Origin of the sequence: Bradyrhizobium sp. McL0616, from assembly GCF_049993385.1 — a bacterium.
GTDB lineage: Bacteria > Pseudomonadota > Alphaproteobacteria > Rhizobiales > Xanthobacteraceae > Bradyrhizobium.
Window position 1 is genome coordinate 1,611,850 of sequence record NZ_CP188255.1, and the last position, 25,093, is coordinate 1,636,942.

The 25,093-nt window shown below is 64.1% G+C and carries 26 protein-coding genes; 7 read left to right on the forward strand and 19 right to left on the reverse strand.

What is annotated here, in order from left to right; genetic code table 11:
• Positions 1–49 precede the first annotated feature (49 nt).
• From ACPPVR_RS07770 to ACPPVR_RS07785, 4 genes are all read right to left on the reverse strand, one after another.
• Positions 50–946, reverse strand: coding sequence for a carbohydrate ABC transporter permease (locus tag ACPPVR_RS07770; protein WP_426613647.1), 897 nt, complete (start codon positions 944–946; stop codon positions 50–52).
• Entirely contained in the window at positions 939–1,895 is a 957-nt protein-coding gene (locus tag ACPPVR_RS07775; RefSeq protein WP_426613648.1) for a carbohydrate ABC transporter permease, read from the reverse strand. The genes ACPPVR_RS07770 and ACPPVR_RS07775 overlap by 8 nt, the downstream gene beginning before the upstream one ends.
• Before the next feature lie 141 nt (positions 1,896–2,036).
• On the reverse strand, positions 2,037–3,380 hold the full coding sequence (locus ACPPVR_RS07780; RefSeq protein ID WP_426613649.1) for an ABC transporter substrate-binding protein: 1,344 nt from the start codon (positions 3,378–3,380) through the stop codon (positions 2,037–2,039).
• 98 nt (positions 3,381–3,478) lie between these two features.
• Positions 3,479–4,522 (reverse strand): C-terminal binding protein, encoded by a 1,044-nt coding sequence (locus ACPPVR_RS07785; RefSeq protein ID WP_426613650.1) that lies wholly within the window; start codon positions 4,520–4,522, stop codon positions 3,479–3,481.
• 263 nt (positions 4,523–4,785) lie between these two features.
• On the opposite strand from ACPPVR_RS07785, the gene ACPPVR_RS07790 reads away from it, so the two are divergent.
• Positions 4,786–6,471, forward strand: a complete 1,686-nt coding sequence (locus ACPPVR_RS07790; protein WP_426613651.1) for a methyl-accepting chemotaxis protein — start codon at positions 4,786–4,788, stop codon at positions 6,469–6,471.
• A 76-nt stretch (positions 6,472–6,547) separates the two neighbouring features.
• Here ACPPVR_RS07790 and ACPPVR_RS07795 read toward each other — a convergent pair whose 3' ends face one another.
• Both ACPPVR_RS07795 and ACPPVR_RS07800 read right to left on the reverse strand, forming a co-directional pair.
• Complete coding sequence (locus ACPPVR_RS07795) at positions 6,548–7,525, reverse strand: Bug family tripartite tricarboxylate transporter substrate binding protein (protein ID WP_426613652.1); 978 nt, start codon at positions 7,523–7,525, stop codon at positions 6,548–6,550.
• 98 nt (positions 7,526–7,623) lie between these two features.
• A complete protein-coding gene (locus ACPPVR_RS07800; protein ID WP_426613653.1) occupies positions 7,624–8,559 on the reverse strand; it encodes a DMT family transporter in 936 nt (311 codons plus the stop codon).
• Between the two features lie 104 nt (positions 8,560–8,663).
• Between ACPPVR_RS07800 and ACPPVR_RS07805 the strand changes: the two genes are divergently transcribed.
• Complete coding sequence (locus ACPPVR_RS07805; RefSeq protein WP_426613654.1) at positions 8,664–9,053, forward strand: DUF1330 domain-containing protein; 390 nt, start codon at positions 8,664–8,666, stop codon at positions 9,051–9,053.
• On the opposite strand, the gene ACPPVR_RS07810 is transcribed toward ACPPVR_RS07805, so the two are convergent.
• Positions 9,050–9,982, reverse strand: a complete 933-nt coding sequence (locus ACPPVR_RS07810; RefSeq protein WP_426613655.1) for a DMT family transporter — start codon at positions 9,980–9,982, stop codon at positions 9,050–9,052. The two genes, ACPPVR_RS07805 and ACPPVR_RS07810, sit on opposite strands and share 4 nt — an antisense overlap.
• A gap of 427 nt (positions 9,983–10,409) precedes the next feature.
• Here ACPPVR_RS07810 and ACPPVR_RS07815 point away from each other — a divergent pair, with 427 nt between their 5' ends.
• Both ACPPVR_RS07815 and ACPPVR_RS07820 read left to right on the forward strand, forming a co-directional pair.
• Entirely contained in the window at positions 10,410–11,702 is a 1,293-nt protein-coding gene (locus ACPPVR_RS07815; RefSeq protein WP_426613656.1) for an adenylosuccinate synthase, read from the forward strand.
• A gap of 36 nt (positions 11,703–11,738) precedes the next feature.
• Positions 11,739–13,349, forward strand: a complete 1,611-nt coding sequence (locus ACPPVR_RS07820; RefSeq protein WP_426613657.1) for a hypothetical protein — start codon at positions 11,739–11,741, stop codon at positions 13,347–13,349.
• Positions 13,350–13,484: 135 nt separating this feature from the next.
• Here ACPPVR_RS07820 and ACPPVR_RS07825 read toward each other — a convergent pair whose 3' ends face one another.
• Together ACPPVR_RS07825 and ACPPVR_RS07830 are read right to left on the reverse strand one after the other, a co-directional pair.
• A complete protein-coding gene (locus ACPPVR_RS07825) occupies positions 13,485–13,760 on the reverse strand; it encodes a hypothetical protein (RefSeq protein WP_426613658.1) in 276 nt (91 codons plus the stop codon).
• Between the two features lie 254 nt (positions 13,761–14,014).
• Positions 14,015–14,260: a cysteine rich repeat-containing protein gene (locus ACPPVR_RS07830; RefSeq protein WP_426613659.1), complete on the reverse strand. Its 246-nt coding sequence runs from the start codon at positions 14,258–14,260 to the stop codon at positions 14,015–14,017.
• 144 nt (positions 14,261–14,404) lie between these two features.
• Here ACPPVR_RS07830 and ACPPVR_RS07835 point away from each other — a divergent pair, with 144 nt between their 5' ends.
• Both ACPPVR_RS07835 and ACPPVR_RS07840 read left to right on the forward strand, forming a co-directional pair.
• On the forward strand, positions 14,405–14,830 hold the full coding sequence (locus tag ACPPVR_RS07835; RefSeq protein WP_426613660.1) for a DUF5413 family protein: 426 nt from the start codon (positions 14,405–14,407) through the stop codon (positions 14,828–14,830).
• A 61-nt stretch (positions 14,831–14,891) separates the two neighbouring features.
• Positions 14,892–15,449 carry a DUF4112 domain-containing protein gene (locus ACPPVR_RS07840; RefSeq protein WP_426616048.1) on the forward strand — a complete coding sequence of 186 codons (558 nt, stop codon included), beginning with the start codon at positions 14,892–14,894 and terminating at the stop codon, positions 15,447–15,449.
• Positions 15,450–15,534: 85 nt separating this feature from the next.
• On the opposite strand, the gene ACPPVR_RS07845 is transcribed toward ACPPVR_RS07840, so the two are convergent.
• The 4 genes from ACPPVR_RS07845 to msrA all read right to left on the reverse strand — a co-directional run bounded on the left by ACPPVR_RS07845 (position 15,535) and on the right by msrA (position 17,481).
• The gene (locus ACPPVR_RS07845; protein WP_092034847.1) at positions 15,535–15,828 is read right to left on the reverse strand and encodes a hypothetical protein; all 294 of its coding nucleotides are present in this window, start codon (positions 15,826–15,828) and stop codon (positions 15,535–15,537) included.
• 213 nt (positions 15,829–16,041) lie between these two features.
• The gene (locus ACPPVR_RS07850) at positions 16,042–16,206 is read right to left on the reverse strand and encodes a DUF3309 family protein (protein WP_426613661.1); all 165 of its coding nucleotides are present in this window, start codon (positions 16,204–16,206) and stop codon (positions 16,042–16,044) included.
• A gap of 105 nt (positions 16,207–16,311) precedes the next feature.
• Positions 16,312–16,731 carry a peptide-methionine (R)-S-oxide reductase MsrB gene (msrB, locus tag ACPPVR_RS07855; protein ID WP_426613662.1) on the reverse strand — a complete coding sequence of 140 codons (420 nt, stop codon included), beginning with the start codon at positions 16,729–16,731 and terminating at the stop codon, positions 16,312–16,314.
• 45 nt (positions 16,732–16,776) lie between these two features.
• Positions 16,777–17,481 carry a peptide-methionine (S)-S-oxide reductase MsrA gene (gene msrA, locus ACPPVR_RS07860; RefSeq protein ID WP_426613663.1) on the reverse strand — a complete coding sequence of 235 codons (705 nt, stop codon included), beginning with the start codon at positions 17,479–17,481 and terminating at the stop codon, positions 16,777–16,779.
• Positions 17,482–17,739: 258 nt separating this feature from the next.
• Between msrA and ACPPVR_RS07865 the strand changes: the two genes are divergently transcribed.
• On the forward strand, positions 17,740–19,428 hold the full coding sequence (locus tag ACPPVR_RS07865; RefSeq protein WP_426613664.1) for a caspase family protein: 1,689 nt from the start codon (positions 17,740–17,742) through the stop codon (positions 19,426–19,428).
• A 102-nt stretch (positions 19,429–19,530) separates the two neighbouring features.
• Here the strand turns inward: ACPPVR_RS07865 and ACPPVR_RS07870 are convergent, their stop codons facing one another.
• The 6 genes from ACPPVR_RS07870 to napE all read right to left on the reverse strand — a co-directional run bounded on the left by ACPPVR_RS07870 (position 19,531) and on the right by napE (position 24,922).
• Entirely contained in the window at positions 19,531–20,646 is a 1,116-nt protein-coding gene (locus ACPPVR_RS07870) for an ATP-dependent DNA helicase (RefSeq protein ID WP_426613665.1), read from the reverse strand.
• 87 nt (positions 20,647–20,733) lie between these two features.
• Complete coding sequence (locus ACPPVR_RS07875; protein ID WP_426613666.1) at positions 20,734–21,387, reverse strand: NapC/NirT family cytochrome c; 654 nt, start codon at positions 21,385–21,387, stop codon at positions 20,734–20,736.
• Positions 21,384–21,854 (reverse strand): nitrate reductase cytochrome c-type subunit, encoded by a 471-nt coding sequence (locus ACPPVR_RS07880; RefSeq protein ID WP_426613667.1) that lies wholly within the window; start codon positions 21,852–21,854, stop codon positions 21,384–21,386. The genes ACPPVR_RS07875 and ACPPVR_RS07880 overlap by 4 nt, the downstream gene beginning before the upstream one ends.
• A complete protein-coding gene (gene napA, locus ACPPVR_RS07885) occupies positions 21,851–24,364 on the reverse strand; it encodes a nitrate reductase catalytic subunit NapA (protein ID WP_426613668.1) in 2,514 nt (837 codons plus the stop codon). Before napA ends, ACPPVR_RS07880 begins: the two co-directional genes overlap by 4 nt.
• A gap of 17 nt (positions 24,365–24,381) precedes the next feature.
• On the reverse strand, positions 24,382–24,711 hold the full coding sequence (locus ACPPVR_RS07890; protein WP_426613669.1) for a chaperone NapD: 330 nt from the start codon (positions 24,709–24,711) through the stop codon (positions 24,382–24,384).
• Between the two features lie 25 nt (positions 24,712–24,736).
• On the reverse strand, positions 24,737–24,922 hold the full coding sequence (gene napE, locus ACPPVR_RS07895) for a periplasmic nitrate reductase, NapE protein (RefSeq protein ID WP_426613670.1): 186 nt from the start codon (positions 24,920–24,922) through the stop codon (positions 24,737–24,739).
• Positions 24,923–25,093: the final 171 nt, after the last annotated feature.

Sequence of the window (25,093 nt, forward strand, 5' to 3'; positions counted from 1 at the left end):
AAGGAGTTAGCAGTCTATCAGGATTGCACGATCGGCTGCGATCGCGCTGCTACTCCTTGACCGCGCCGGTGAGCGAGGACACGTAGTAATCCACAAACAGCGAGTAGAAGATCGCGACCGGCAGCGAGCCGAGCAACGAGCCTGCCATCAGCGCGCCCCATTGGTAGACGTCGCCGGTGACGAGCTCGGTCAGGATCGCGACGGGCACGGTCTTGTTGGCGCCGCTCTGGATGAAGGCGAGCGCGTAGATGAACTCGTTCCAGGATAGCGTGAAGGAGAAGATGCCGGCCGAGATCAGGCCCGGCACGGCGAGTGGCAGCGTGATCCGCCGCAGGATCTGCAACCGCGTCGCGCCGTCGACCAGCGCGCATTCCTCGAGCTCGTAGGGGATCGACTTGAAATAGCCGATCAGCAGCCAGGTGCAGAACGGCACCAGGAAGGTCGGATAGACCAGGATCAACGCTAGCGGTGAGTCGAACAGGCCGAACTGCACCACGACGGTAGCGAGTGGAATGAACAGGATCGACGGCGGCACCAGATACGCCATATAGATGCCGAGGCCGACATAGGGGCTGCCGCGGAAGCGCAGCCGCTCGATGGCGTAGGCGGCCAGCGTGCTCGCGAACAGCGACAGCGTGGTCGAGCCGATCGCGACCAGCATCGTCGTCCACAGCCAGCGCGGATAGGAGGTTTCGAACAACAGATGCTTGATGTGGACGAGCGTCGGCGAGGTGATCCAGAACGGGTTGTGATCCTTGAAGTTCATCAGCTCCGCGTTCGGCTTGAACGAGGTGATGGCCATCCAGTAGAACGGAAACAGCAGGATCAGCACGAAGCAGCCGAGCGGCAGATAGATCATCATCAGCCGCCGCAGCCCGGAATCCCAGGCCATGGTATCGGGCGGCGCGGTGGCGACGGCGGCGGGTTGTGCGACGGTGTCAGTCATTGCTCTCTCCCTGCTGCCATTTGCGGCGCGCCAGGCCGAAATAGGAGAACAGCGTCGCGAACACCAGGAACGGGATCATCGACACCGCGATCGCCGCACCTTCGCCGAGCTCGCCGCCGGCGATGCCGCGCTGGAAGGCCAGCGTGGCGAGCAGATGGGTCGAGTTGCCGGGGCCGCCACGGGTGATGGCGTAGACGAGCTGGAAGTCGGTGAATGTGAAGATGATCGAGAAGGTCATGACGATGGCCAGGATCGGCATCATCATCGGGAAGGTGATGTAGCGGAAGCGCTGCCAGGCGCTGGCGCCGTCGAGCATCGCGGCCTCGTAGAGCGAGGGCGAGATGGTCTGCAGGCCCGCCAGCAGCGAGATCGCAACGAAGGGAATGCCGCGCCAGATGTTGGCGGCGATCAGCGAGAAGCGCGCCGGCCAGGGCATGCCGAGGAAGTCGATGTTGGTCGTGCGCCAATGCAGCACGTCGACCAGCAGATAGGAGATGATCGAAAATTGCGGATCGAAAATCCACCAGAAGGCCAGTGCCGACAGTACGGTCGGCACAATCCAGGGCAAAAGGATGATCGCGCGCAGCAGGCTCTTGAACGGGAAATGATTGTTGAGCAGCAGCGCGAGCCAGAAGCCGAGCGCGAACTTCCCAAATGTCGCGATCGCCGTGTAGACCACGCTGTAGAACACCGCGCCCCACCACAAGGGATCGGTGAGCAGATACTGGAAATTCTCAAGGCCGACGAAGACGCCCTTCCGCCCGATCGTGGTGTCGGTGAAGGCGAGCCAGATGCCGAGGCCGAGCGGATAGGTCAGGAACACCCCGAGCAGTCCGATCGCGGGCGCGAGGCACATCACGATCAGGAACGGCTTGTAGTCGAACAGGCGTAGCAGCCAGGACGGCTGCCGCTGCGTCAAAGCGGGGGAGGCGAGTGTGGTCACGGACATCGGGTCGTTGTCCTGTTCCGGGCTGTTACCGCGCCGTCATTGCGAGCGAAGCGAAGCAATCCAGTCTGTCTCCGCGGCGATAGTCTGGATTGCTTCGTCGCAAGTGCTCCTCGCAATGACCGCTGCTTTCGTCGTCGGTCGCTACTTCTGCCGCCGGAAGTACCGCTTGCAGCGCTGCTCGGCTTCCGCTGCGGCGGCCTCCGGCGTGGCCGCGCCGGTCGCAACGGAGGCGAACATCTGAATCAGCACGTAGTCGGCGCTGACGGCGCCGGTCGCGGTCGAGATCGGACCCGCGTAGCCGTCGTAATAGGTGCTGTTCATCGTGTCCTTGAACAGCTTCACCTTCGGATCCTGCGACCACACGGCGGCATCCGCATAAGCAGCCAGCGGCTGGGCCCAGTAGCCGGAGTTGGCGTTGAGCCACGGCTCGTACTGGTCCTCTTCCAGCATGTATTGCAGGAAGGCCTTTGCGGCGTTGGGGTACTGGCTGTGCTTGAATGCCATGGCGTTCAGCGTCAGGCCCGCCATCGGCGAGACCTTGGCCACGCCCTTCGGCAGCAACTGATGTTCAGTGTCGTCGGCGATCGCCTTGGTCGCCGGATCGTTCTTGAGAGAGAAATACAGCGAGACGCCGTTGGCGGTCAGCGCGATCTCCTGCGCGGCGTAGGCGCGGTTGTTGCTGACGTCGTTCCACGACGTCGTGCCGGCGATGAAGGTCGGGTAGAGCTGCTTGACCCAGTTCAGTGCTGCGATCGTCTCCTTGCTGTTGATGACGACGTTGCCGTCTTCATCGAGCAAGGAGGCGTTGTGCGACCACAGCGCCCAGTTCGCGAAGCCGTTGCCGTCGCCCTTGGCGTTGCCGAGCGCGAAGCCGGCCGGCTTGCCGGCCTTTTGGAGTTTCTGGCACAGGTCGAGGATTCCGGCATGGTCTTCCGGCACCTTGTCGAAACCGACCGATTGCAGGATCGATTTGCGGTAGAGCAGGGGACCCCCGGTGGCGCCGAACGGCAATCCGATCCAGGTGTCGCTCTTGTTCTTCTTGCCGTAGCGCTGTGCCAGAGGCAGCCAGCCGCCATAACGCTTGCCGACATAGTCGGCCACGTCGGTCAGCTCGATCAGCTTGTCGATATAGATGTGCGGAGCATCGGAGAAGCCGATGATGATGTCGGGGCCGGCGCCTGAATTGGCGGTCACCGCGGTCTGCTGGTTGATGTCCTCCCAGCCGACGAAATCGACCTTGACCTCGACGCCGGTGTCCTTGGTGAACTTGGCCGCATTGGCGCGGAACACGTCTTCGTCGGCCTGGACGAAGCGCACCGGCCGCAGCATGCGCAGCGTTGCGCCCTTCTCGATCGGCAGTTTCGGGGCGGGGACGTCCGCGGCCTTGATCGCGGATTGGGCATTCGCCGGAGCACCGGTTGCCGCGACGGCCGCAGCGGACAGGCCCAGCGCCAAGGCATCACGACGTGTGATGTCGTTCCTCATCAGTTCCTCCCTGTGATGTTTCCCTTCCCGGCGTTGATCGCCGGTGAAGGGCCGTTCCGGACTTTTGCCGGTCTTTCAGCGCGTATTGCGCCGGCCGCCTAGCTGTTCGGTCCGCGATCCATGCTGACGGGCTGCCAGCGGCGGAGCGCGGTGTCTTGCAGCACCGACGGGTTGACGCAGCTTACCGGCCACATGCCCTGAAGCACCAGTGACAATTCGTAGCCCACGCGGCGCTTGCGCGCCTCGTCGAACCGTGCCGATGCCGAGGCGACATGGGCGGTCAGGGTCACGTTCTCCATGCTGAGAATGGGATTGTTGTGGGAGGGCGGCTCCTTCTCCAGCACGTCGAGCGCGGCGTGCGCGATCCAGCCTTCCTGCAGCGCCTTGATCAGGCTCTCCTCGTCCACCGTGGCGCCGCGGCCGGTGTTGATGAAGATCGAGCCCTTCTTCATCTGCCGAAAATGCTTCTCGGTCAGCATGTGATGCACCTCGGGCCGGGCGGGCGCGTGCATCGAGACGAAGTCGGATTGCGACAGCACCTCGTTCAGCGTCGCCGGCATCACGCCGTGATCGTACATCAGCGTTTCCTGGATGAAGGGATCGTAGGCCATCATGCGCAAGCCGAACGGGGAGGCCCGCTTCGCGACCGCACGCGCGACGCGGCCGAACGAGATGAAGCCGAGCGTCTGGCCCATCAGCCGGGGAATCTTCAAGAGTGCCGGCCGGCCCTCGGCCCAGCGCCCGGTGCGCACCATCTTGTCCTGCTCGACCAGGCGGCGGAAACCGGCCAGCAGCAGCGTCATGGCGTGGTCGGCGACTTCCTCGATGAAGGTATCGGGGATGTTGGTGACGGGAATGCCGCGGGCGGTAGCGGCCTTGATGTCGACGCTGTCGACGCCGACCGAGCCGAGCGTGATGACTTTGCAACTCTCCAGTGCGTCGATGATGGTCTTGGTGATCGGGATGCCCTTGGCGTAGATGGCATCGGCGTTTTTCGCGGCGGCGATGAATTCGGCCTCGTTGGCGGGTGCCTCGACGATCTCGGCATCGATCGGATCGAGCGCCTCGCGCTCATACGAATAGTCGCTGCCGGCGACCGTGAAGCTCGCGCCCTTCGGCGTCACCACCCTGTATTTCGGCATTTCCCGCTCCCGATTTGGTTTGTCGGTTCTTGTTGTGACCCGTCCCTGTGGGCGGGCCTTTACGTCTTTTACGCGAAATCGAGGCGGTCGCGTACAATCATCGGTTGCCGGTGCTGCGATTTGTTCGGCGGTTTAGGCGTTTCTACCGGGCTTCTACGGAGCCGCCCGTAACAGGTTGATAAGGGGTCACATACTAAAAGTTGATTCAATTTCCAATCGATTCACTCGCGCGCCCGTATCCCTTTTACCTCCGGAGCCATCCCTTGAAGTTGAGCAATCTGAAGATCGCCCCCAAGCTTGGCATTCTTGTCGGCGTCACCTTGTTCGGCCTGTGCATCTCCGGGGTTCTCGCCGGATACCTGATGAAGCGCGAAATGGTGAACGCGCGCATCGACCAGGCCAAAGCGATCGTCGAGATGGGCCGCAACTATGCCATCACGCTGAAGAAGCGGATCGATGCCGGCGAGATGACGAAGGACGCGGCCATGGCCGATCTTCGCCGTTACGGCAACGCGATGACCTATGACAACGGCTCGGGCTATCTGTTCGGCACGTCTTATGATGGCATCACCCAGCTCGCGCCCGATCCGAAGCAGATCGGCACCAACCGCATGGAAGTTCTCACCAACGGCCGCAAGCTGTCTTGGGAGCTCATGGACGGCGCAAAGGCCAACGGCTCGATCCTGCTGTACTATGAATATGCGAAGCCGGGTGTGGAAGGGCTGATCCGCAAGATCGGCTACGCCGTCGCCGTCCCCGGCCTCGACATGTATCTCGGCACCGGCGCCTATCTCGACGACATCGACGCCAAGATGAGCCCGGTGTTCTGGTCGCTCGGCCTCGCGATGCTGGCCATCGTCATCGTCGCCGGCAGCGTCGCCTGGATGATCGGCCGCAGCATCAGCCGTCCGCTGGCGCAGCTCGGTGCCCGCATGAAGGATCTTGCCGACGGCAAGCTCGAGGGCGACATCCCCGGCGTCGGCCGTGGCGACGAGGTCGGTGCGATGGCGTCGACCGTCCAGATCTTCAAGGACAATGCTGTCCGCATCCGTGGCCTCGAGCAGACCGAGGCGGCGGCCAAGGAGCGTGCCGCGTCGGAACGCCGCAGCGCGATGGAAGGCATCGCCAGCGACTTCGAACGCAGCGTCAACGGCATCGTCCGCTCGGTCTCCTCGGCCGCAGCCGGCATGCAGTCGACGGCACAGTCGATGACGGCGACCGCCAGCGACGCCTCGTCGCGGGCGGCGACCGTCGGTGCGGCTTCGCAGAAGGCCTCCGGCAATGTCGGCACGGTCGCCGCCGCCGCCGAAGAGCTGTCGAGCTCGGTTGCGGAAATCTCCCGCCAGGTGACGCGCTCGACCGAAGTGGCGAGCCGCGCGGTCAACGACGCCGAGCGTACCAACGCCACGGTGCAGGAGCTCTCCACTGGAGCCGAGAAGATCGGCGAGGTGGTCAAGCTCATTCATTCGATCGCGGCGCAGACCAATCTGCTCGCGCTCAACGCCACCATCGAGGCGGCGCGCGCTGGCGAATCCGGCCGCGGCTTCGCGGTCGTCGCCTCCGAGGTCAAGGCGCTGGCCAACCAGACCGCCAAGGCGACCGAGGAAATCTCCGCCCAGGTCGCGGCGATGCAGACCTCGACAAGCGACGCGGTCTCGGCCATTGCCGGCATCACCCAGACCATTGCCGAGATGAGCGAGATTACCGCCGGCATCTCCTCGTCCATCGAGCAACAGGGCGAAGCGACCCGTGAGATCGCCCGCAACATCCAGTCGGTCGCGGCCGGATCGAGCGAGATCAATGCCAATATCGGCAGCGTCACCTCGGCCGCGGAAGCGACCGGCAACGCAGCCACCGACGTGCTCACCAACGCCCGCGAGCTGGACAGCCAGTCCGGCGCGCTGCGTAGCGCGGTCGACGGCTTCCTCGCCAAGGTGCGCGCGGCGTAAGCCTAGTGCATTCCACTCTGTCGTCATGCCCGGGCTTGTCCCGGCCATGACGGAGAACGATTGAGCGGTTACGCCTCTACTGCTTCTCGATCCCGGCGTCCTTGATCAACTTCTCCCACAGCACGAGCTGCTCGTTCACAAACGTGCCGAGCTGCTCCGGCGTGCCGGAGAAGGCGTCCATGCCCAGCGTTGCGAGCTGCGCCTTGATCTCCGGCTTCTCGACGATCTTCCTGATCTCGGCGTTGAGCCGTGTCACGATCTCCTTCGGCATGCCGGCCGGGCCGAAATAGCCCTGCCACGACGAGATGTCGAAGTCGGGCACGCCGGCCTCCTGCATCGAGGGGAGGTTCGGCACCAGCGGCGTGCGGTCCTTGGTCGTCACCGCGAGCGCCCGCAGCGCGTTGCCGTTGACGTGCGGCAGGCCGGTCAGGATGTCGACGAACATCATCGAGACGCGGCCGCCCATGACGTCGTTGAGCGCGGGCGGCGAACTCTTGTAGGGCACGTGCAACAGGTCGAGCCCGGCATTATGCGCAAAGGTCGCACCCGACACGATCGCCGAGGACGAGCCCGAGGCGTAGCTCAGCTTGCCCGGATTGGCCTTGCCATAGGCAACGAGCTCACCGACGGTCTTGGCCGGCACCTCGGGGTGAATCACCAGCATGAATGGCAGGTCGCCGGTGCGCGCGATCGGGGTGAAATCCTTCACCGGATCGTAGGTCAGGCTCTTGAGCAGAAACGGATTGGCCGAATGCGTGGTATTGGTGGTGACCAGCAGCGTGTAGCCGTCGGGCGCCGAGCGCGCGACATAGGTCGCGGCGATCATGCCGTTGGCGCCGGCCTTGTTCTCGATCACGATGCCGACGCCGAGCGCCTGCGACAAATGCTGCGAGATCAGCCGCGTCGTGGTGTCGGTGCCGCTGCCTGCCGCGAACGGCAGCACCAGCGTGATGTTGCGGCTGGGCCAATTGTCGGCCTGCGCGGCGGACGCGGCGGCGAGACACAGCATGGCCGCGCCGGCGGTGCGCAGGGCGCGGGTGAGCGATGACAGCATGTTTGGACGTTCCCTCTTTTTAGTTGGCGGGGAACCTAGCGGGTCCAAATCGAAACCGGAAGACGGCAGAGGCGCGCACTCGCGCCCGCGGCGCGGAATTACTTCACCGCCGAGCCCTGGCGCGATGCGATCACGACGCCCGCGAGCACCAGCGCGTAGCCGATCAGGTGGAACGGCTGGAGCTTTTCGCCGAGCAGGAGGATCGCCATCGCCGAGCCGACCACCGGCACCAGATGGAAAAACGGCGCGGCGCGGTTCGGCCCGATCAGCGCGACGCCGCGGTTGAAGAAGAGATAGGCGAGCGTCGAGGGAAAGATCAGGATGTAGCCGAGCGTCGCCAGCGTCACCGTGTCGAATTGGATGACGTGGCCGCTCCAGGCCTCCCAGATCGCCGTCGGCAACAGCATCATCGCGCCGCAGCAGGTGGTGAAGGAGAGAAACGACAGCTGATGAACCTTCGGCCGACGCGGGATGAAGGCGGAGTAGATTCCGAACGCCACCAGCGAGGAGGCGAACATGATGTCGCCCCTGTTGAAGCTGATGCTGGCCAGCGCGGCGAAATCGCCGTGCAGGATGATGACGAGCACGCCCGCAAGCGAGATCGCGATGCCGGCGAGCTGTGCACCCGTCAGCCCCACGCCGAACAGCACCAGCGACCACAGCGCTACAAACAGCGGTCCAGCCGACTGAATCAGCAGCGCGTTCAGCGCCTCGGTATATTGCAGGGCCCAGTACGAGATTGCATTGTTGAAGGCGAAGCCGACCAGCGACAGGAACAGCATCAGCGGCAAGCTCTTGCGCAACGCCGGCCAGTCGCGCTTCAGATGCGGCCATGAGAACGGCAGCAGGATCAGGAAGACGCCGAACCAGCGGATCGTGGTCACCGTCAGCGGCGGCACATGCGCGCCGACATGGCGTGCGAGCACGATGTTGCCGGCCCAGAACAGCGAGCTCAGGCTGAGCAGCAGGTATGGTTGGTTATTGAGCCAACTGGCCGCATTCGAGGCCGGTGGCGCGGGCGGAGCGATCGTCATTGGCGTTGGATACGACCTTGCGCCGGATCGCTGTCGTGACACAAGTCACGCGGCCGCAAGGCTACAATGCAGCATGACCTGAGGAGGCGTCATTGGCGGTTAATATGTTGAACATCGAAGGCCTGGAGCGGCTCGATTCAAGCGCGCCGGTGGTCATGCTGAACCTGATGCGCTTCCACGCGCGCTCGCGCGACGGCGACGGTTCCGGCTGGGACGCGTACTTGCGCTACAGCGCGATCACCGTGCCCATGATCAAGGCGCGCGGCGGCACGCTGCTCTGGACCGGCGAAGCCAAGACGGTCGCGCTTGGCCCGCACGACGGCAATGAGTGGGATTTCGTCGCGCTGGTCTTCTATCCCAGCGTCGCGGCCTTCCTCGACATGATGACGTCGGAGGCCTACGAGACCGAGGCCGATCCGCATCGCGTCAACGGCTGCGCCGAGCACGTGATCATCGCGACCAGCGAGGCGTACAGCAAGTTCACGACGCGTTAGCTCGTCTGCTTCCTCGAAGCCACGAACACCCCCGACAGCACCAGCGCGAAGCCGATGAAGTGGAACGCCTGCGGGTGTTCGCCCAGAAAGGCCATCGCCATGATCGAGCCGAACACCGGCACGACGTGGAAGAACGGCGCGGCGCGGTTGGCGCCGATCAGCCTGACACCGCGATTGAAGCAGAGATAGGCGAGCGTCGACGGAAACAGCGACACATAGAACAGCGTCAGCAGGTTCGGCCCGTCGAGCTTCATCACCGGACGCGCGGACAATTCCCAGATCTCCAGCGGAATGAGACAGGCCGCGCCGGCGCCGAAGGTGAAGGCGAGGAACGACAGGCCGTGCATCGGCGGACGTTTCAGGGTCAGCACCGAATAGAGCGCGAAAATGATGAGCGCGACGAGGAAGATCAGGTCGCCCTTGTTGAAGTCGATGTTCGAGAGCGTGGTGAAATCGCCGTGCAGCAGGATGATCAGCACGCCGCACATCGAGAGCAGCACGCCGAAGGCCTGCGCCGGGGTGAGGCGGATGCCGAGGATGGCCAGCGACCACAGCGCCACGACCAGCGGCGCGGCCGACTGCAACAGAAGCGTGTTGAGTGCCTGGGTATGCTCCAGCGCCCAATATTGCAGGGTGTTGAAGGCCCCGATGCCGGTGATCGACAGCACGATCATCAGGCCGAGCTTGCTGCGGATTGCGGGCCAGTCCTGTGCGAGATGCTTCCAGGCGAACGGCAGCACCAGCAGGAAGGCGAAGGTCCAACGCAGGAACGACAGCGTGACCGGCGGGATGTGGCCGGCCGCGAGCCGGCCGACAACCGCATTGCCGGCCCAGCACAGCGCGGTGATGCTGAGCAGGAGATAAGGCTGGTTGGCGATCCAGTTCTGGCCGGGCTCGTCGGTGCTGGTGGTCTGGCCGGTGGCGGACATTTTGCTTGTTATTGCTCCGCGTGGAGTGCGCCGGAGCCTTCGGCCCGGCGATGTCCGGGCCGGTCAATACCCGGCCCGGTTCAAAGACACGGAAATCGACGTTGCGGCAACGGGTGGCGGATGCATCGCGACCATGCAGCGGCTTGGGCTGCCTCTCACGCTTTGGTCGAAGGGAGCGCATCGTCTTGGAAGGTTTCCGGATTTTCCGGGGATATCAAAGGCTTGGAGTGGCCTCCGAGCCCTGAAAAAGCCCCGTTCTTGCTTGCCTAGAGAGGCCGCTTCCTTTATCCGGTTGGGCTGCCTCGCGTGCGAACGGCCTTGGGCCGGGAATTGGGCTGGGCGCAGGCATGATTCCGGAAAAGTGGGTACCGGTTTTCCGTTTGGATCATGCCACTTACAGAGAAATTCTTCGAAGGATTACCCGCGAATGGCCAATGTTGTCGTCGTCGGCGCCCAGTGGGGCGACGAAGGAAAGGGCAAGATCGTCGACTGGTTGTCGGAGCAGGCGGACATCGTCGCGCGCTTCCAGGGCGGCCATAATGCCGGCCATACGCTGGTGATCAATGGCGAGACCTACAAGCTCGCGCTGCTGCCCTCCGGCGTGTTGCGCCCGTCGAAACTGGCGGTGATCGGCAACGGCGTCGTGTTCGATCCGCAGGCCTTCCTCGACGAGGTCGCCAAGCTGCGCGGACAGGGCGTGGCGGTCGGCCCGGAAAATCTGCGCGTCGCCGAGAACGTTACCCTGATCCTGCCGTTGCATCGTGAGCTCGACGCCCTGCGCGAGTCCTCCAACTCCGCGACCGCGATCGGTACCACCCGTCGCGGCATCGGGCCGGCTTACGAGGACAAGGTCGGCCGCCGCGCAATCCGCCTGATGGACCTCGCCGACCTCGACACGCTGCCGCACAAGATCGACCGGCTCCTTGCTCACCACAACGCATTGCGCCGTGGCCTCAACCTGCCTGAGTTCGACGGCAAGGAGATCCTGGCCGAACTGACCGCGTTCGCGCCGCAACTGCTGCCCTACGCCGAGACGGTGTGGCGGCTGCTCGACATCGAGCGGCGCGCCGGCAAGCGGATACTGTTCGAGGGCGCGCAGGGCGCGCTGCTCGACGTCGACCACGGCACATATCCCTACGTGACTTCGTCCAACACGGTGGCGGCGCAGGCTGCGATCGGAACGGGCATCGGTCCGGGCGGGGTCGGCTACGTACTCGGGATCTGCAAGGCCTATACGACCCGGGTCGGCCAGGGTCCGTTTCCGACCGAGCTCCTGAACGAGATCGGCGAGGAGATCGGCCGTCGCGGCCGCGAGTTCGGGGTCAATACCGGACGCAAGCGCCGCTGCGGCTGGTTTGATGCCGTGCTGGTCCGTCAAACCGTGCGGACCTGCGGCATCAACGGCCTGGCGCTGACCAAGCTCGACATCCTCGACGGCTTCGATTCGATCGAGGTCTGCGTCGGCTACAAGCTCGACGGCAAGGAGATCGATTATTTCCCGGCCGGCGAGGGCGCGCAGGCCCGGGTCGAGCCGATCTGGGAGACCATCGAGGGCTGGAAGGAGCCGACCGCCGGCGCGCGGTCCTGGGCCGACCTGCCGGCCCAGGCCATCAAATATGTCCGCCGGATTGAGGAATTGGTGGGGTGCCCGGTCGCACTGCTTTCCACCAGCCCCGAACGCGAGGATACTATTCTGGTGCAAAATCCGTTTGAGGCTTAACGATATCTTACCGGGACGTGCGCTAGTTGAGTTCAAATGGCTGATTACTATCCGCTGATCGCCCGCGCTATTGCCGCCCTGGACCCCAACGCTCCCGGCGAAAGCCGTCGCGCGCTCTATGAGCGGGCGCGCACGGCTCTGATCGCGCAGCTCCGCAGCGTGCAGCCGCCGCTCTCCGAATCCGAGATCACCCGCGAACGGCTGTCTCTGGAAGAGGCTGTCCGCAAGGTCGAATCGGAGGCTGCCCAGCGCGCCCGCGAGGCCTCGCGTCCGGGTGGCGGCGCTCGCAGTGGCGGCAGCAGCGGCGATGCCTTCCGCCGAGCCAGCGCCCGCGCCACTGAGAGCAATCCGCCTGCATCGCCTCAGCCGGCTGCTCCCCCGCGTGCCCGTCCGGCTGCACCGCCGCCGCGCACCGACCGACCGCCTCTTGGCGACGACGACCAGGGCGATGCCCAGCGTCCGCCGCGCGCCCCGCGTTTCGATGCGCCGCGCCAGCCGGCTCCGCCCGAGCCGCCCAGCCCTCCACCGGCCGGACGTGATCGCCCCGCCGCGCGCCGACCTGAAGCCGGACCGCCGCCACCGCCGCCGCCGGCCCCGGGCGTGCGCGGCTTTCGTGACATTACCGCTGACGTCAATGATCTCGGCGGTGCCGCCGCGCAGGCCAACCGCGCCGCGCGTCGCACCTACGCCAACGTGCCCTCGCCCTCGCCGGAATTCGACCGGCTCGAGCCGAGCCTGGAAAACCGCGCCGCCGAGCCGGACGCGCCCTATTCCTATGACGAGTCGGTTGAAGAGGCCGAGCGCTATCCGCCGCGGCAAGCGTCGGGGCGCCCGCACATCCCCGTCCTCGGCCGCGATGCCAAGAAGCCCAAGCGTGCCGGCTCGATCTTTCCGTTCAAGAGCGCGATCGCCATCGGCATCGTACTGATCCTGGTCGGCGCCGGCATCCTCTGGGGCAAGTCGCTGGTCCAGACCGCGAGCGGCCTGTTCAAGTCCTCGCCCACCCAGGTGGTGGAGGCGCCGAAGGATACCTCGCAGCCGCAGAGCAAGCCCAAGATTCCGGATCGCGTTGGCCAGCCTTCGGCGAGCGATCAGCCGGTCGCGCCGGTGGCGCAGAAGGTCGTGCTCTATGACGAGGATCCGTCCGATCCCAAGGGCAAGCAATATGTCGGCTCGGTGGTGTGGCGGCTCGAGCCGATCAAGGCGTCGGGCAACCAGAAGGCCGACGTCGCCGTGCGCGCCGACATCGAAATTCCGGACCGCAAGTTCAAGATGACGATGTCGTTCCGCCGCAACACCGACTCGTCGCTGCCTGCGAGCCACACGGCTGAGCTGACCTTCATCCTGCCGCCGGATTTTCCGGGCGGCAGCGTCGCCAACGTGCCGGGCATCTTGATGAAGTCGAACGAGCAGGCGCGCGGCACGCCGCTCGCGGGCCTCGCCGTGAAGGTCACCGACGGCTTCTTCCTGGTCGGCCTCTCCAATGTCGACGCCGACCGTGCCCGCAACGTCCAGCTCCTGAAGGAGCGTTCCTGGTTCGACGTGCCGCTGGTCTACGCCAACCAGCGCCGCGCCATCATCGCCATCGAGAAGGGCGCCCCCGGCGAGCGCGCCTTCAACGACGCCTTCGCCCAGTGGGGCGACTAGGTCGAACCTAAGCCAATTCTGTCATTCCGGGGCGCGCGAAGCGCGAGCCCGGAATCCATTTTTCCGCATCACGTACTGCACGATGGATTCCGGGCTCGACGCTACGCGTCGCTCCGGAATGACGTCCAGATGGACCTACTGCGCGGCCGCTTCCCGCTTGCGCGTCGCTGCTGCGGCCGCTGCCTCGCGGTCCATCACGGCGCGGCAGCCCGGGCTAACATTCGCCTTGTTCCGCACCATGCAGGCCCTGATGCGCGGGATGTCGGGGATTTCACTGGAGCACAGCCGCATCGCATCGCCCGAGCACATCTGCTGGGCTTCGGATGAGAAGGCGAGGCCGGGCGATGTCTGGAATGCGATGGCGGTGGTGGCGAAGGCGAATAGCGTGGCGATGGTCTGGTAGCGTGTCATGAAAATGCGTCCCCGAGTTCAGTGGGCTTGAGCCGCTTGGTTTTTGGGGCGCCGCACGCAGCTTGATTTGCCGCATGTCACAGCCTTCACGCAGGGAGAACCCTGCATGTGGTCGCTCGATCTCTCGTGATGTTCGAATCGAAAAGTGCTGCGCCGCCCGAGCCAAGTATGCGCCATTGTCGCGAAGCTTCAATGGGAGGCGCAAAGGAATTCGCAATTGTTGCGCGTTCGTCACGCAACATGCCTGCACGAACTCACATGCCGTGGCTCTCGAACACCTTGCTGCAAGATCTCGACAGCTTGGCCCGGTTGCCCATCAGGCACGACTGCACTGCACCGTCATTGCCGAGATCCTTGCGGCATAGCCGCGAGGCGTCGCGCGAGCAGGCCTTCTGCTCCTGCGGCGAGCCCATATGGCCTTGCGCCAGAACCGGCGCATTCGTCAGGCCGCCGAGGGCCGTCAGTGTGATCGTCGCCAGGAACAACATTTTACGAGACATCGGCAGCTCCAAAACGGACAGGTGAATTTCAACTCCTGTCTGAACTCGTCGCCTTGCCGCTTGTTCCTCCAAACAGCCCGCAACCCCGCTATCCAAGGTTCCCGCCGCGCTGCTATAAAAGGCGCTGAGTATGAGGAGTACTTGATGAAACGCTATCTGGTGTTTGCGCTCGTTGGTCCGTTCGTGGGCGGGTTCTTGCTGCTGCTGACGACGACCTACCAGTCCGGCTACTGGACCCAGACCAATCTCGGCGAGGTCGGCAAGCTGTTCGTGGTGTTCTTCAAGACCCTGCAATACAGCTATCTTTTCGGCTTCCTGCCGTCGCTGATGATCGGCGCGGTGGACGACATCCTGCTCCACATAAGGCGGATCGGGCCGGCGCTGCGGATGCTGCTGGTCGGCCTGTTCGCCTTCATCCTGGCTGCGCTGACCTACAGCTCGCGCGGGTCGGATTCGGGCGCGGTGCAGTTCATCCTGTATGGCCTGGTCGGTTTCGTGCCGGCGGTGCTTTCATCCTGGCTGGTGCACCGATATGTCGAGGAGCCGCTACCGGCGGCGGCAGCGACCTGAGCGCGCGACCTTCGGGCGCAGTGCAGCAACTTCCGCCGCGCTGGCGCGTTTCCTCCAGGCCATGACCATGTCAGACGACGACATTATTGCTCCGCGCCAATCCCGTTCCGGAGGCCGTTCGCGCGCCCCCTTTCCGGGCGGCGAGGCGCGAGGGCCCATCATCGACCAGGAGGGCCACGAGATCCGGCCCGAGGCGCTGGAGCAGGGGTTTCGCGAGTTTCGCTTCGAGTTCGGCAAAGATAGTCCATTCGCTGGCAACCCGTTCGGCAACCTGACGCGGGAACAGCGGATCGCGCGGCTCGAGGCGCTCGCAAAGCTGCTCGACGTCGCCTTCGTCCTGCCCGGCACCAACATCCGCTACGGCATCGACGGGCTGATCGGGCTGATCCCGATCGTCGGCGACATCATCACCACCGCGATCTCGCTGTGGCTGGTGCGCGAGGCCCGTGCGCTGGGCGCGCCCTGGTATCTCACGGCGCGGATGCTCGGCAATGTCGCGGTCGACGGTGTGGTCGGCATCGTGCCGCTCGCGGGCGACGCCTTCGACGTCATGTTTCGCGCCAACATGCGCAACGTCCGCCTGTTGCGCCGCTGGCTCGACAAGCAGCCGCGTATCTGAGCCGTTTCTTTCCCTACAACGCGAAAAGCGCGACGGCCGTTTGGCCATCGCGCTTTCAGCGCATATCGAAAGGATTGCGAAAAGTTTACGCCGCGTCGGCGTCGGCGCTCTCGACCGGCTCGGGCTTGCGGTGGCGCTCCAGCGGGAACGCTTCGCTCTCATAGAGCGAACGGATGCCGTTCTGGTCGAACCGGGCTTCCTCGACCTGGAGATAGGCGCCGTTCAGCGAGTCCGTCGGCAACTGCTCCATCGCGAACTGCACGGCTTCGGCCGCGGTGCCGAACCGCCGATAAGTAAAGCCCGCCCGCTTCTTCTTGCGGATCGCGGCAGGGAAGAGTTCGGCGGATGTGTTGAAGTTGAACGGACGCAGTGGACGCATGGTCAAAGACCTCGTGATCTCTCTGGGGCTTTAAGCGCGTGGGGTTTGGGTGGGCGGTGGCCCCGATCCCTGGAGCCCGCCGCGCACGTCATTTTCGTCCTCTAATATAGTCCGATTTGACGGAAATGCGACCCCCGCGATGGGAGATGATGAATCCGCGCATGGCAGGTCCGCAAGTGTCATAAACCAAGCATTTTCAATGCTTTATATGGTTTACAACTTGCCGAGGAGCAACAGCACGACCAGCACTACGAGCACGACTCCGCCGATCCCCATGCCGGAATGGCCCATGCCGTAGCCATAGCCGCCGATGCGGCCTGACATTCCGCCGAGCAGATAGATGATCACCAGGATGATCAGGATGGTCCCGATTGACATGGCATCCTCCCTGGCGGCCGCCGAAATGCGATGACCGGCCGACCGCCAGAGAAGAAAAGCACATCGCGCCGCCGGGTTCCATGCCGGAACTGGCGGCGCGCGATGTTATTTCGGCTCGAGCTTCAGCGAAGCCGAGTTGATGCAGTAGCGCAGGCCCGTCGGCCCGGGGCCGTCGGGGAAAACATGGCCAAGATGGCCGCTGCATTTGGAGCAGAGCACCTCGGTGCGGACCATGCCGTGGGTCGCATCGTGCTCCTCGTCGACATGGCTCTCGACGGCCGGCTGGGTGAAGCTCGGCCAGCCGCAGCCGGAATCGAACTTGGCGTCGGATTCGAACAGCGCATTGCCGCAGCCGGCGCAGACATAGGTGCCGGCGCGGTGATCGTGCTCATACTCGCCGGAGAAGGGACGCTCGGTCGCCTTCTCGCGCAGCACTGCGTACTGCATCGGCGTCAATTCACTGCGCCACTGCTCTTCGCTCTTGATGACCTTGTCGTCCGTGGTTTTCGTCTTGGTGTCGGGCATGGGTCTCCCGTTTTTTTGGTGATGTTGTTTTCGATGATCTCGCGATCAGTTGGTCGCCTTGCTGGCACTCACCAGCGTCGGCTTTTCAATATAGTTATCCGCGAACAGTTTTTTCAGGTTCTCAAGCTTCGGGATGTCGTTGTAGGCGATATAGGGCTGGCTCGGATGCAGCGTCAGATAGTCCTGGTGATAGGCCTCCGCCGGGTAGAACGCCTCCAGTGCGCCGACCTTGGTCACGATCGGCTTGCTGAAGACCTTGGCGCCGTTGAGCTGGGTGATATAGGCCTCTGCGACCTTCTTCTGCTCGTCGGAGGTGGTGAAGATCGCCGAGCGATATTGCGTACCGGTGTCGGGGCCCTGGCGGTTGAGCTGGGTCGGGTCGTGTGCCACCGAGAAGTAGATCTGGAGGATCTTGCCGTAGGAGATCTTCTTCGGATCGTATTTGATCTCGACAGATTCCGCGTGCCCGGTCGTGCCGGACGACACGGTGTGATAGTCGGCGGTCGCCTTGCTGCCGCCGGCATAGCCGGAGACCGCGTTGACGACACCGGCGGTGTGCTGGAACACACCCTGCACACCCCAGAAGCAGCCGCCGGCGATCACCGCGGTCTGGATGCCGCTTACGGGCGCAGCGTCCACGGCGGGGGCGGGGATCACGACGGCGTCTTCAGCGGCCCGGGACGGCAAGGCAAAGGCCAGCGTCAGGGCGGTGGTGGCGGCAAGCAGGGGCAGGAGGGCGGGGCGGCGCATGGCGGATCCTCTTTCGGAAGGCCTGATAGTCTAGGGCGGTTGGGGGCGGGCGAACAGTCTGCCCGGCGGCGTATCGGCTACCTGAGATACGGCCGTAGCCCGCGATTGTTACGCCCGGACGGACACGAGTCTGTGAAAAACGCCGCCCAAGATAGTCCGGCTACGGCCCGGCTTGGCGAGATGAGGAACTCCGCGCTAGATGAACCCGCGCGATCGCCGATCGACTTAAAATGTGGTGGCTGGAGCTGACCTGACAACATGCTGCGCATCGTCCCCCTGACATTCGTCATACTCGTCTCCGGCGCCGTAATCGCCGCGGCCGAACCCCAGCCTGGCGACGATCTCGCCACCTGCCGCGATCGCCAGGCGGAGGTTCAGGCCCGTGCGGCGGCCTGCGACAATCTGCTCAACGCCGACCGCGTGACCGGCAAGGACAAGTCGCTCGCGCTCGTCGTGCGTGGAAATGCGCTGATCAGCAAGCGCGACTATGACCATGCGATCGAGGCACTGACATCCGCCATCGAGATCGATCCGGACAATGTCGGTGCCATCAACGTGCGCGGCGTCGCCCACGAGCACAAGGGCGAGGATGAGCTCGCGCTGGCTGACTACAATCTTGCCATCCAGAAGCGGGCGAATTTCGGTTTCGCCTACAACAATCGCGGCACCATTCAGCTGCGCCGGGGCGCTCTGCAAAGCGCGCTCGACGATTTTAACCTGTCAATCAAGTACACGCCCAAATTCCTGCTCGGCTGGACCAATCGTGCCCGCGTGCGCACGCTAATGAAGGACTATGACGGTGCGATCGCCGATTTCGCGGAAGCCGAGAAGATCGATCCGACCGCGCAGCAGATCGCGGGTAATCGTTGCATCACCTACGGCCTGATGGGCAAATATGATCTGGCCTTTGCCGATTGCAACGGTCTGGTCGAGCGGCAACCGAAGAGCGTCTTTGCGATCAACAATCGTGCCGATGTCAGCATGATGAAGGGCGATCTCGACGCGGCGCTGAAGGACTACAACACCGCGCTTCAGCTTAACCCGAACAATGTACGCGCCCATTCCGGCCGCGGTCAGCTCTACGAGCGCAAGAAAGATCTCGCCCAGGCTCGTGCCGACTACCGCGCGGCGGCCTATTCGCTGACGAAGTTCGACGAGTTCGACGTCGCGCGTGCCCGCGCGATCGCGCAGGAGCGGCTCGCCGCATTGACGCCGCAAACGCCGGGGCGCGCGCCCAGCGGGCGCCGCGTTGCGCTGGTGATCGGCAACGGCGCCTACAAGAACGTTCATGCCTTGCCCAATCCTCCACGCGACTCGAAACTGATCGCGAGCGTGCTGCACGATGTCGGATTCCAGACCGTGATTTCGGCCACCGATCTGACCCGCGACAAATTCTTCGACGCGCTGAAGACTTTTGCTGACGAAGCGGAGAAAGCCGACTGGGCGGTGGTCTATTACGCCGGCCACGGTTTCGAGATCGGCGGGGTGAATTATCTCGTTCCTGTTGACGCCAAGCTTGCTGCCGACAGGGACGCCGAGACTCAAGCCGTTGCACTGGAGCAGGTGATCGCCGCCGTCGGCGCCGCACGAAAAGTGCGCCTCGTGATTCTGGACGCCTGCCGCGACAATCCGTTTGCGCCGACCATGCAGCACACCTTGTCGCTGAAGCTGGTCGACAAGGGCTTTTCCAACATCGAGCCTGGCGCTGGTTTCATGGTGGTCTACGCCGCCAAGCACGGCGAGACCGCGATCGACGGCGACAATGGTGCCGACAGCCCGTTCTCCACCGCGCTCGCGCGCGAGATCAAGGAGCCGCGCATAGAGATCCGAAAACTATTCGACATCGTCCGCGACGACGTCTGGACCGCGACCAAGCACGAGCAGCAGCCGTTCACGTATGGCTCGCCTTCGGGGCGGGACGATTTTTATTTCGTTGCGGGGAAGTGAGGAATCGTAAGGTGGGTTAGATTAGCGAACGTAACCCACCACTTCTGTCGCCGCGGAGATTAAAGAGGTGGGTTACGCCTTCGGCTAACCCACCCTACGACACTACACAACAATGCTCAGCCGCTTCGCCGCCCTCGTAATCCCCGTGTACAGCCACCTCGCCCTGGACTCTTGGAACGCGAAGCTTTCGTCGAACAGCACGACGTCGTCCCATTGCGAGCCCTGCGACTTGTGCACGGTCAGCACATAGCCGAAGTCGAACTCGTCGTAGGGCTTGCGCTGCTCCCAGGCGATCGCCTCGACGCCGCCCTCGAAACAGTCGGTACGCACTGAGACCTTCGTCACCTTGTGCCCAAGATCCTCGTCGGGCGACAACCGCATGCTGAGGATGCGCGACTTGGAGCGCGAGGTGTTGCGCGACTTCACGCGCCACAGGCCGCCGTTGAATAGGCCCTTCTTGCGGTTGTTGCGCAGGCAGACCAGCTTGTCGCCAGCGACCGGAAACTGATCCTCGATGTTCTGGCGCTGGCGGAAGCGGGTGTTGTAGGCACGGCGGGTGTTGTTGCGACCGACCAGGATCTGGTCGGCGCTCATGACGCGGTCGGGATCGAGCTCCTTGCGCGACACCACCTCGCTCTCGCCGTAGCGGCCGATATCGAGGTTACGGCCTTCGCGGACGTCCATCGACATCCGCACGATCGGATCGTCCTGGGCCTGGCGATGCACTTCGGTCAGCATCGCGTCCGGCTCGGTGTTGGTGAAGAAGCCGGCGCCCTGGATCGGCGGAAGCTGCGCGGGATCGCCCAGCACCAGCAGCGGGCAATCGAACGACATCAGGTCCCGCCCAAGCTCCGCATCGACCATCGAGCATTCGTCGATCACGATCAGCTTGGCCTTCGAGGCCGGCGCGTCGTCCCAGAGCTCGAAGCTCGGCTGCTCCTCGCCGGATTCACGGGCGCGGTAGATCAGCGAGTGGATGGTGGAAGCGTCGTCGCAGCCCTTGTTGCGCATCACCAGCGCGGCCTTGCCGGTGAAGGCAGCGAATTTCACCTCGCCGTCGACGCCGTCGGCGATGTGCCGCGCCAAGGTGGTCTTGCCGGTGCCGGCAAAGCCGAACAGGCGGAACACCGGCGGCGTGCCGTTGCGGCCGGGCTTGGCCTTGAGCCAATCGCCAACAGCTTTTAGCGCGGCATCCTGATGCGGGGTGAAAGTGGCCATGTCTGTCTTGAGGAAGGGCGAAATCGAGGCGATTCGCCATCCCCCAAAACTAACCATTCCCCCCGCCGGTTCAAGCGGCCCAGTCCCCTATTGCCAGCCGGGAACGCCGCGCATGTCGGGCAGATGGTGGGCGATGCCCTTGTGGCAGTCGATGCAGGTCTTTTCGCCCGTGAACAGGAAGCGCTGATGCGCCACCGAGGCCCGCGGCGACTGCTTTGTGATGTCCATGGAATCGGCGCTGTGGCAATTGCGGCATTCAAGCGAATCATTGGCCTTGAAGCGCGCCCATTCATGCGCGGCAAGCTCGAGCCGGTGATCCAGGAACTTCTCGCGCGTGTCGATCGTGCCGAAGATCTTGCCCCAGACCTCCTTGGAGGCCTGCATCTTGCGCGCGATCTTGTCGGTCCAGTTGTGCGGCACATGGCAGTCCGGGCAGGTCGCGCGCACGCCGGAGCGGTTGCTGAAATGAATGGTCGATTTCAGCTCGGCGAAGACGTTTTCGCGCATCTCGTGGCAGCCGGTGCAGAATTTTTCAGTGTTGGTCAGCTCCAGCGCGGTGTTGAAGCCACCCCAGAAGATCACGCCGGCCGCAAAGCCCGCCAGCACCAGCACGCCGAGCCCGAACACCGAGCTTGGCCGGATCAGCACCTGCCACAGCTCGAGCGCAAAGTCCCAGCAGCGCAGAATGAAGCTGCGCTTTGGCTTCAATTTTTCCGGGGACTCGCCGGGGGTCGTCGTCATCGCCGGCCACCAGGGCTGGCGCGCGACAGCAGCGTGTCGATGTCGATGAAGTCGTTGCTAACAGGCGGCGTGGCGGTGTTCTGCGGTACGTGGCATTCGGTGCACCAGAAACGCCGCGGTGAGATCGAAGCCAGGAACTGGCCGTCGCGATCCATGAAATGCGTGATCGAGACCATCGGCGCCTGCGATTCCGCGGTGCGCGCCCGCGCGTGGCAGGACAGGCATTTGTTGCCGTTGAGATCGATCTGGTAGCCGTCGATCGTGTGCGGGATCACCGGCGGCTGCTCCGGATAGTTGCGCGACTCCCTCTCGGACGTATTGCGGTTCGGCAGCATCGGCGGCGCTGGTGCTTCCTCGTTGAGCGGGGTCGGGCCGCGCAGGCCCGATGTCACCGTCTGCGCGGTCAGCGAGCTCGCGCCCGCGGCGATCGCGACGGCGAGCAGCACGATTGCGGATCGTTTCATCATGACAGGCCCACCCGTTCGATGCGCACGGCGCACTTCTTGAAGTCAGCCTGAAACGAGATCGGATCTGTGGCGTCGAGCGTCACCTTGTTAATCAGCTTGGACTCGTCGAACCAGGGCACGAACACCAGGCCACGCGGCGGACGGTCGCGGCCGCGCGTCTCGACGCGTGCGCGGATGAAGCCGCGGCGGGATACCACCTTGACCTCGTCGCCGCGCCGGATCTTCGCTTCCTGTGCATCGTCCGGATGCATGAAGCACACGGCCTCGGGGAACGCCTTGTAGAGCTCGGGCACGCGGCGCGTCATGGTGCCGGAATGCCAGTGCTCCAGCACGCGGCCGGTCGAGAGCCAGAATGGGTAGTCGCTGTCGGGTGATTCCGCCGGCGGCTCGTAAGGCAGGGCGAAGATGCGCGCCTTGCCGTCCGGGTAACCGTAGAACTGTACGTCCGCGCCCTGCTTGACATAGGGATCGCTGCCCTCGCGGAAACGCCATTTCGTTTCCTGGCCGTTGACCACCGGCCAGCGCAGGCCGCGCTCCCGGTGATAGCTCTCGAACGGCGCGAGGTCGTGGCCATGGCCGCGGCCGAACGAGGCGTATTCCTCGAAGAGCCCCTTCTGCACGTAGAAGCCGAACGCCTTCGACTCCTCGTTGAGATAACCCTGCTCGATCTCCGAGGCCGGAAATTTATCGACCTGCCCGTTGCGGTAGAGCACGTCGAACAGCGTCTTGCCGCGAACGTCCGGCTTCTTGGCAATCAGCTCCTCCGTCCAGACCTCCTCGATCTTGAAGCGCTTGGAGAACTCCATCAGCTGCCAGAGGTCGGACTTCGCTTCGCCCGGCGCGGTGACGAGTTGATGCCAGAACTGCGTGCGACGCTCGGCATTGCCGTAGGCGCCTTCCTTCTCGACCCACATCGCTGTCGGCAAAATGAGGTCGGCCGCGAGCGCCGTCACCGTCGGATAGGCATCCGAGACCACGATGAAATTGTCGGGGTTGCGGAAGCCCGGATAGGTCTCTTCGTTGGCGTTCGGTCCGGCCTGGAGGTTGTTGTTGACCTGCACCCAATAGGCGTTGATCAGGCCGTCCTTCAGCATCCGGCTCTGCAGCACGGCGTGCGCGCCGTTCTTGTCGGAAATGGTGCCCTCGGGCAGCTGCCAGATATGTTCGGCCTTGTCGCGATGCTCCTTGTTGGTCACGACCATGTCGGCCGGGAGCCGATGCGAGAAGGTGCCGACCTCACGCGCGGTGCCGCAGGCCGAGGGCTGGCCGGTGAGCGAGAACGGGCTGTTGCCGGGCGAGGAGATTTTTCCGGTCAGCAGATGGATGTTGTAGACGAGGTTGTTGCACCAGACGCCGCGGGTGTGCTGGTTGAAGCCCATGGTCCAGAACGAGACCACCTTGGTCTTGGGATCGGCATAGAGCTCGGCGAGTGCCTCCAGCCGGTTCAGCGGCACGCCGGACATCTCGGCCGCCTTCTCCAGCGTATACTCCGAGACGAACTTGACGAATTCGTCGTAGCTCATGTCGGTGGAGTCGTTGGCCTTGGCCGCGCCTGTCGCCTTCTTCTGGAGCGGATGCTCGGGCCGCAAACCATAACCAATATCGGTCTGGCCGCGCCTGAAAATGGTATGGGCGGCAACAAAGTCCTTGTTGACCCGGCCGGTCTTGATGATGTGGTTGGCGATGGCGTTGAGAAGGTAGAGGTCGGTCTGCGGCTTGAACACCATGCCGATATCGGCGAGGTCGAACGAGCGGTGCTCGAAGGTCGAGAGCACGGCGACGCGGACATGCGGCGCGGACAGCCGGCGATCGGTCAGGCGCGTCCACAGGATCGGGTGCATCTCCGCCATGTTGGAGCCCCACAGCACGAAGGCATCGGTGGCTTCGATGTCGTCATAGCAGCCGGCGGGCTCGTCGATGCCGAAGGTGCGCATCATGCCGGCGACCGCGGAGGCCATGCAGTGCCTTGCATTGGGGTCAAGATTGTTGGTGCGGAAGCCCGCCTTCATCAGCTTTGAGGCGGCATAGCCTTCCCAGACCGTCCACTGGCCGGAGCCGAACATGGCGACGCCGTTGGGCCCGCGCTTCTTCAGCGTCTCCTTCCACTTCACCTCCATGATGTCGAAGGCTTCGGTCCACGACACAGGCGTGAAATCGCCGTTCTTGTCGTACTTGCCGTTCGTCTTGCGCAGCATCGGCTGGGTCAGGCGGTCATGGCCGTACATGATCTTGGAGAGGAAGTAGCCCTTGACGCAGTTGAGGCCGCGATTGACTTCGGCCTTGATGTCGCCATGGGTGGCGACGACGCGGTTGTCCTTGGTCGCGACCATCACCGAGCAGCCGGTGCCGCAGAAGCGGCAGGCGGCCTTGTCCCATTTCAGTTCGGATGTCTCGCGCTCGGTGACGAGATTGGCGGCGAGCGCCGGCGCCGGCATGCCGGCGGCGGCGGCTGCGATCGCGGCGGCCTCGAGCTTCAGCATCTGGCGGCGGTCGAGCTTTGGCGATGTCATGATGGCTCTCCCGGCCGTTAGGTCGTTTCGATGGCGTGAAACACCAGCGCTGCTGAATAGACGTTGGGCAGCGACTGGATGGTGTTAAGCAGGGTGCCGAGGCTGCCGGCGTCCGGTGCTTCGGTCACGACGACGAGTTTTCCGCGCGGATCGCGGCCGTGGATCTCGCAGCCAGGAAGGGCGACGATGTCGGCTTCAACCTCGGCGAGACGTTCGGGGCGCGCCTGCACGATGATGCTGGCGATCTCGTAGCCCGGCGGGGACACGATGCGGTCGGTGCTGAGCACCCGGCCGGTGATCAATGCGCGGCGGTTGAGTGTGGCTTTACTCAGTGAGGCTTGGGCCATGATGCCTGTTTTTCGCTGGCGAGGATTAATGCGGGGAGGGCGGCGGGCCGGGCGGGCCTGCGACCATCTGGTAGATCCAGACGCCGAGCCCGTAGGAGCCGACCGTTCCGACCGCGAGGACGGGCATCACGACCGCGGTCAGGAACAGGAACGCAAAAATCTCCATGCGCTTACGGCGCACGCGCGGAGTCGTGTCGTCAGGGGCCGACATATTCGGTCTCTCTGAAATTTTGGGAATCGGGACGGCATCCGGGCCGTTGCCTTGCTGCACTTTAGATGCATCAGGGCCGCTGCCGCGTTGATCTGGATCAATCGATCGGCTTGACCGGATGTCGCAGCGCGGCCAATGGGCGGAGCTTACGTGCGCGCTGGGGAACTAAGC

Coding starts and splice junctions, on each gene's coding strand:
- ACPPVR_RS07820 (WP_426613657.1), top strand. CDS start 11,739: ATGGCTGATTACTATCCGCTGATCGCCCGCGCTATTGCCGCCCTGGAC.
- ACPPVR_RS07815 (WP_426613656.1), top strand. CDS start 10,410: ATGGCCAATGTTGTCGTCGTCGGCGCCCAGTGGGGCGACGAAGGAAAG.
- ACPPVR_RS07850 (WP_426613661.1), bottom strand. CDS start 16,206: ATGTCAATCGGGACCATCCTGATCATCCTGGTGATCATCTATCTGCTC.
- ACPPVR_RS07845 (WP_092034847.1), bottom strand. CDS start 15,828: ATGCGTCCACTGCGTCCGTTCAACTTCAACACATCCGCCGAACTCTTC.
- ACPPVR_RS07880 (WP_426613667.1), bottom strand. CDS start 21,854: ATGATGAAACGATCCGCAATCGTGCTGCTCGCCGTCGCGATCGCCGCG.
- ACPPVR_RS07870 (WP_426613665.1), bottom strand. CDS start 20,646: ATGGCCACTTTCACCCCGCATCAGGATGCCGCGCTAAAAGCTGTTGGC.
- msrB (WP_426613662.1), bottom strand. CDS start 16,731: ATGCCCGACACCAAGACGAAAACCACGGACGACAAGGTCATCAAGAGC.
- ACPPVR_RS07795 (WP_426613652.1), bottom strand. CDS start 7,525: ATGCTGTCATCGCTCACCCGCGCCCTGCGCACCGCCGGCGCGGCCATG.
- ACPPVR_RS07875 (WP_426613666.1), bottom strand. CDS start 21,387: ATGACGACGACCCCCGGCGAGTCCCCGGAAAAATTGAAGCCAAAGCGC.
- ACPPVR_RS07840 (WP_426616048.1), top strand. CDS start 14,892: ATGACCATGTCAGACGACGACATTATTGCTCCGCGCCAATCCCGTTCC.
- ACPPVR_RS07830 (WP_426613659.1), bottom strand. CDS start 14,260: ATGTCTCGTAAAATGTTGTTCCTGGCGACGATCACACTGACGGCCCTC.
- ACPPVR_RS07800 (WP_426613653.1), bottom strand. CDS start 8,559: ATGACGATCGCTCCGCCCGCGCCACCGGCCTCGAATGCGGCCAGTTGG.
- ACPPVR_RS07805 (WP_426613654.1), top strand. CDS start 8,664: ATGTTGAACATCGAAGGCCTGGAGCGGCTCGATTCAAGCGCGCCGGTG.
- ACPPVR_RS07835 (WP_426613660.1), top strand. CDS start 14,405: ATGAAACGCTATCTGGTGTTTGCGCTCGTTGGTCCGTTCGTGGGCGGG.
- ACPPVR_RS07810 (WP_426613655.1), bottom strand. CDS start 9,982: ATGTCCGCCACCGGCCAGACCACCAGCACCGACGAGCCCGGCCAGAAC.
- ACPPVR_RS07775 (WP_426613648.1), bottom strand. CDS start 1,895: ATGTCCGTGACCACACTCGCCTCCCCCGCTTTGACGCAGCGGCAGCCG.
- ACPPVR_RS07890 (WP_426613669.1), bottom strand. CDS start 24,711: ATGGCCCAAGCCTCACTGAGTAAAGCCACACTCAACCGCCGCGCATTG.
- ACPPVR_RS07785 (WP_426613650.1), bottom strand. CDS start 4,522: ATGCCGAAATACAGGGTGGTGACGCCGAAGGGCGCGAGCTTCACGGTC.
- napE (WP_426613670.1), bottom strand. CDS start 24,922: ATGTCGGCCCCTGACGACACGACTCCGCGCGTGCGCCGTAAGCGCATG.
- ACPPVR_RS07780 (WP_426613649.1), bottom strand. CDS start 3,380: ATGAGGAACGACATCACACGTCGTGATGCCTTGGCGCTGGGCCTGTCC.
- ACPPVR_RS07825 (WP_426613658.1), bottom strand. CDS start 13,760: ATGACACGCTACCAGACCATCGCCACGCTATTCGCCTTCGCCACCACC.
- ACPPVR_RS07770 (WP_426613647.1), bottom strand. CDS start 946: ATGACTGACACCGTCGCACAACCCGCCGCCGTCGCCACCGCGCCGCCC.
- msrA (WP_426613663.1), bottom strand. CDS start 17,481: ATGCGCCGCCCCGCCCTCCTGCCCCTGCTTGCCGCCACCACCGCCCTG.
- napA (WP_426613668.1), bottom strand. CDS start 24,364: ATGACATCGCCAAAGCTCGACCGCCGCCAGATGCTGAAGCTCGAGGCC.
- ACPPVR_RS07865 (WP_426613664.1), top strand. CDS start 17,740: ATGCTGCGCATCGTCCCCCTGACATTCGTCATACTCGTCTCCGGCGCC.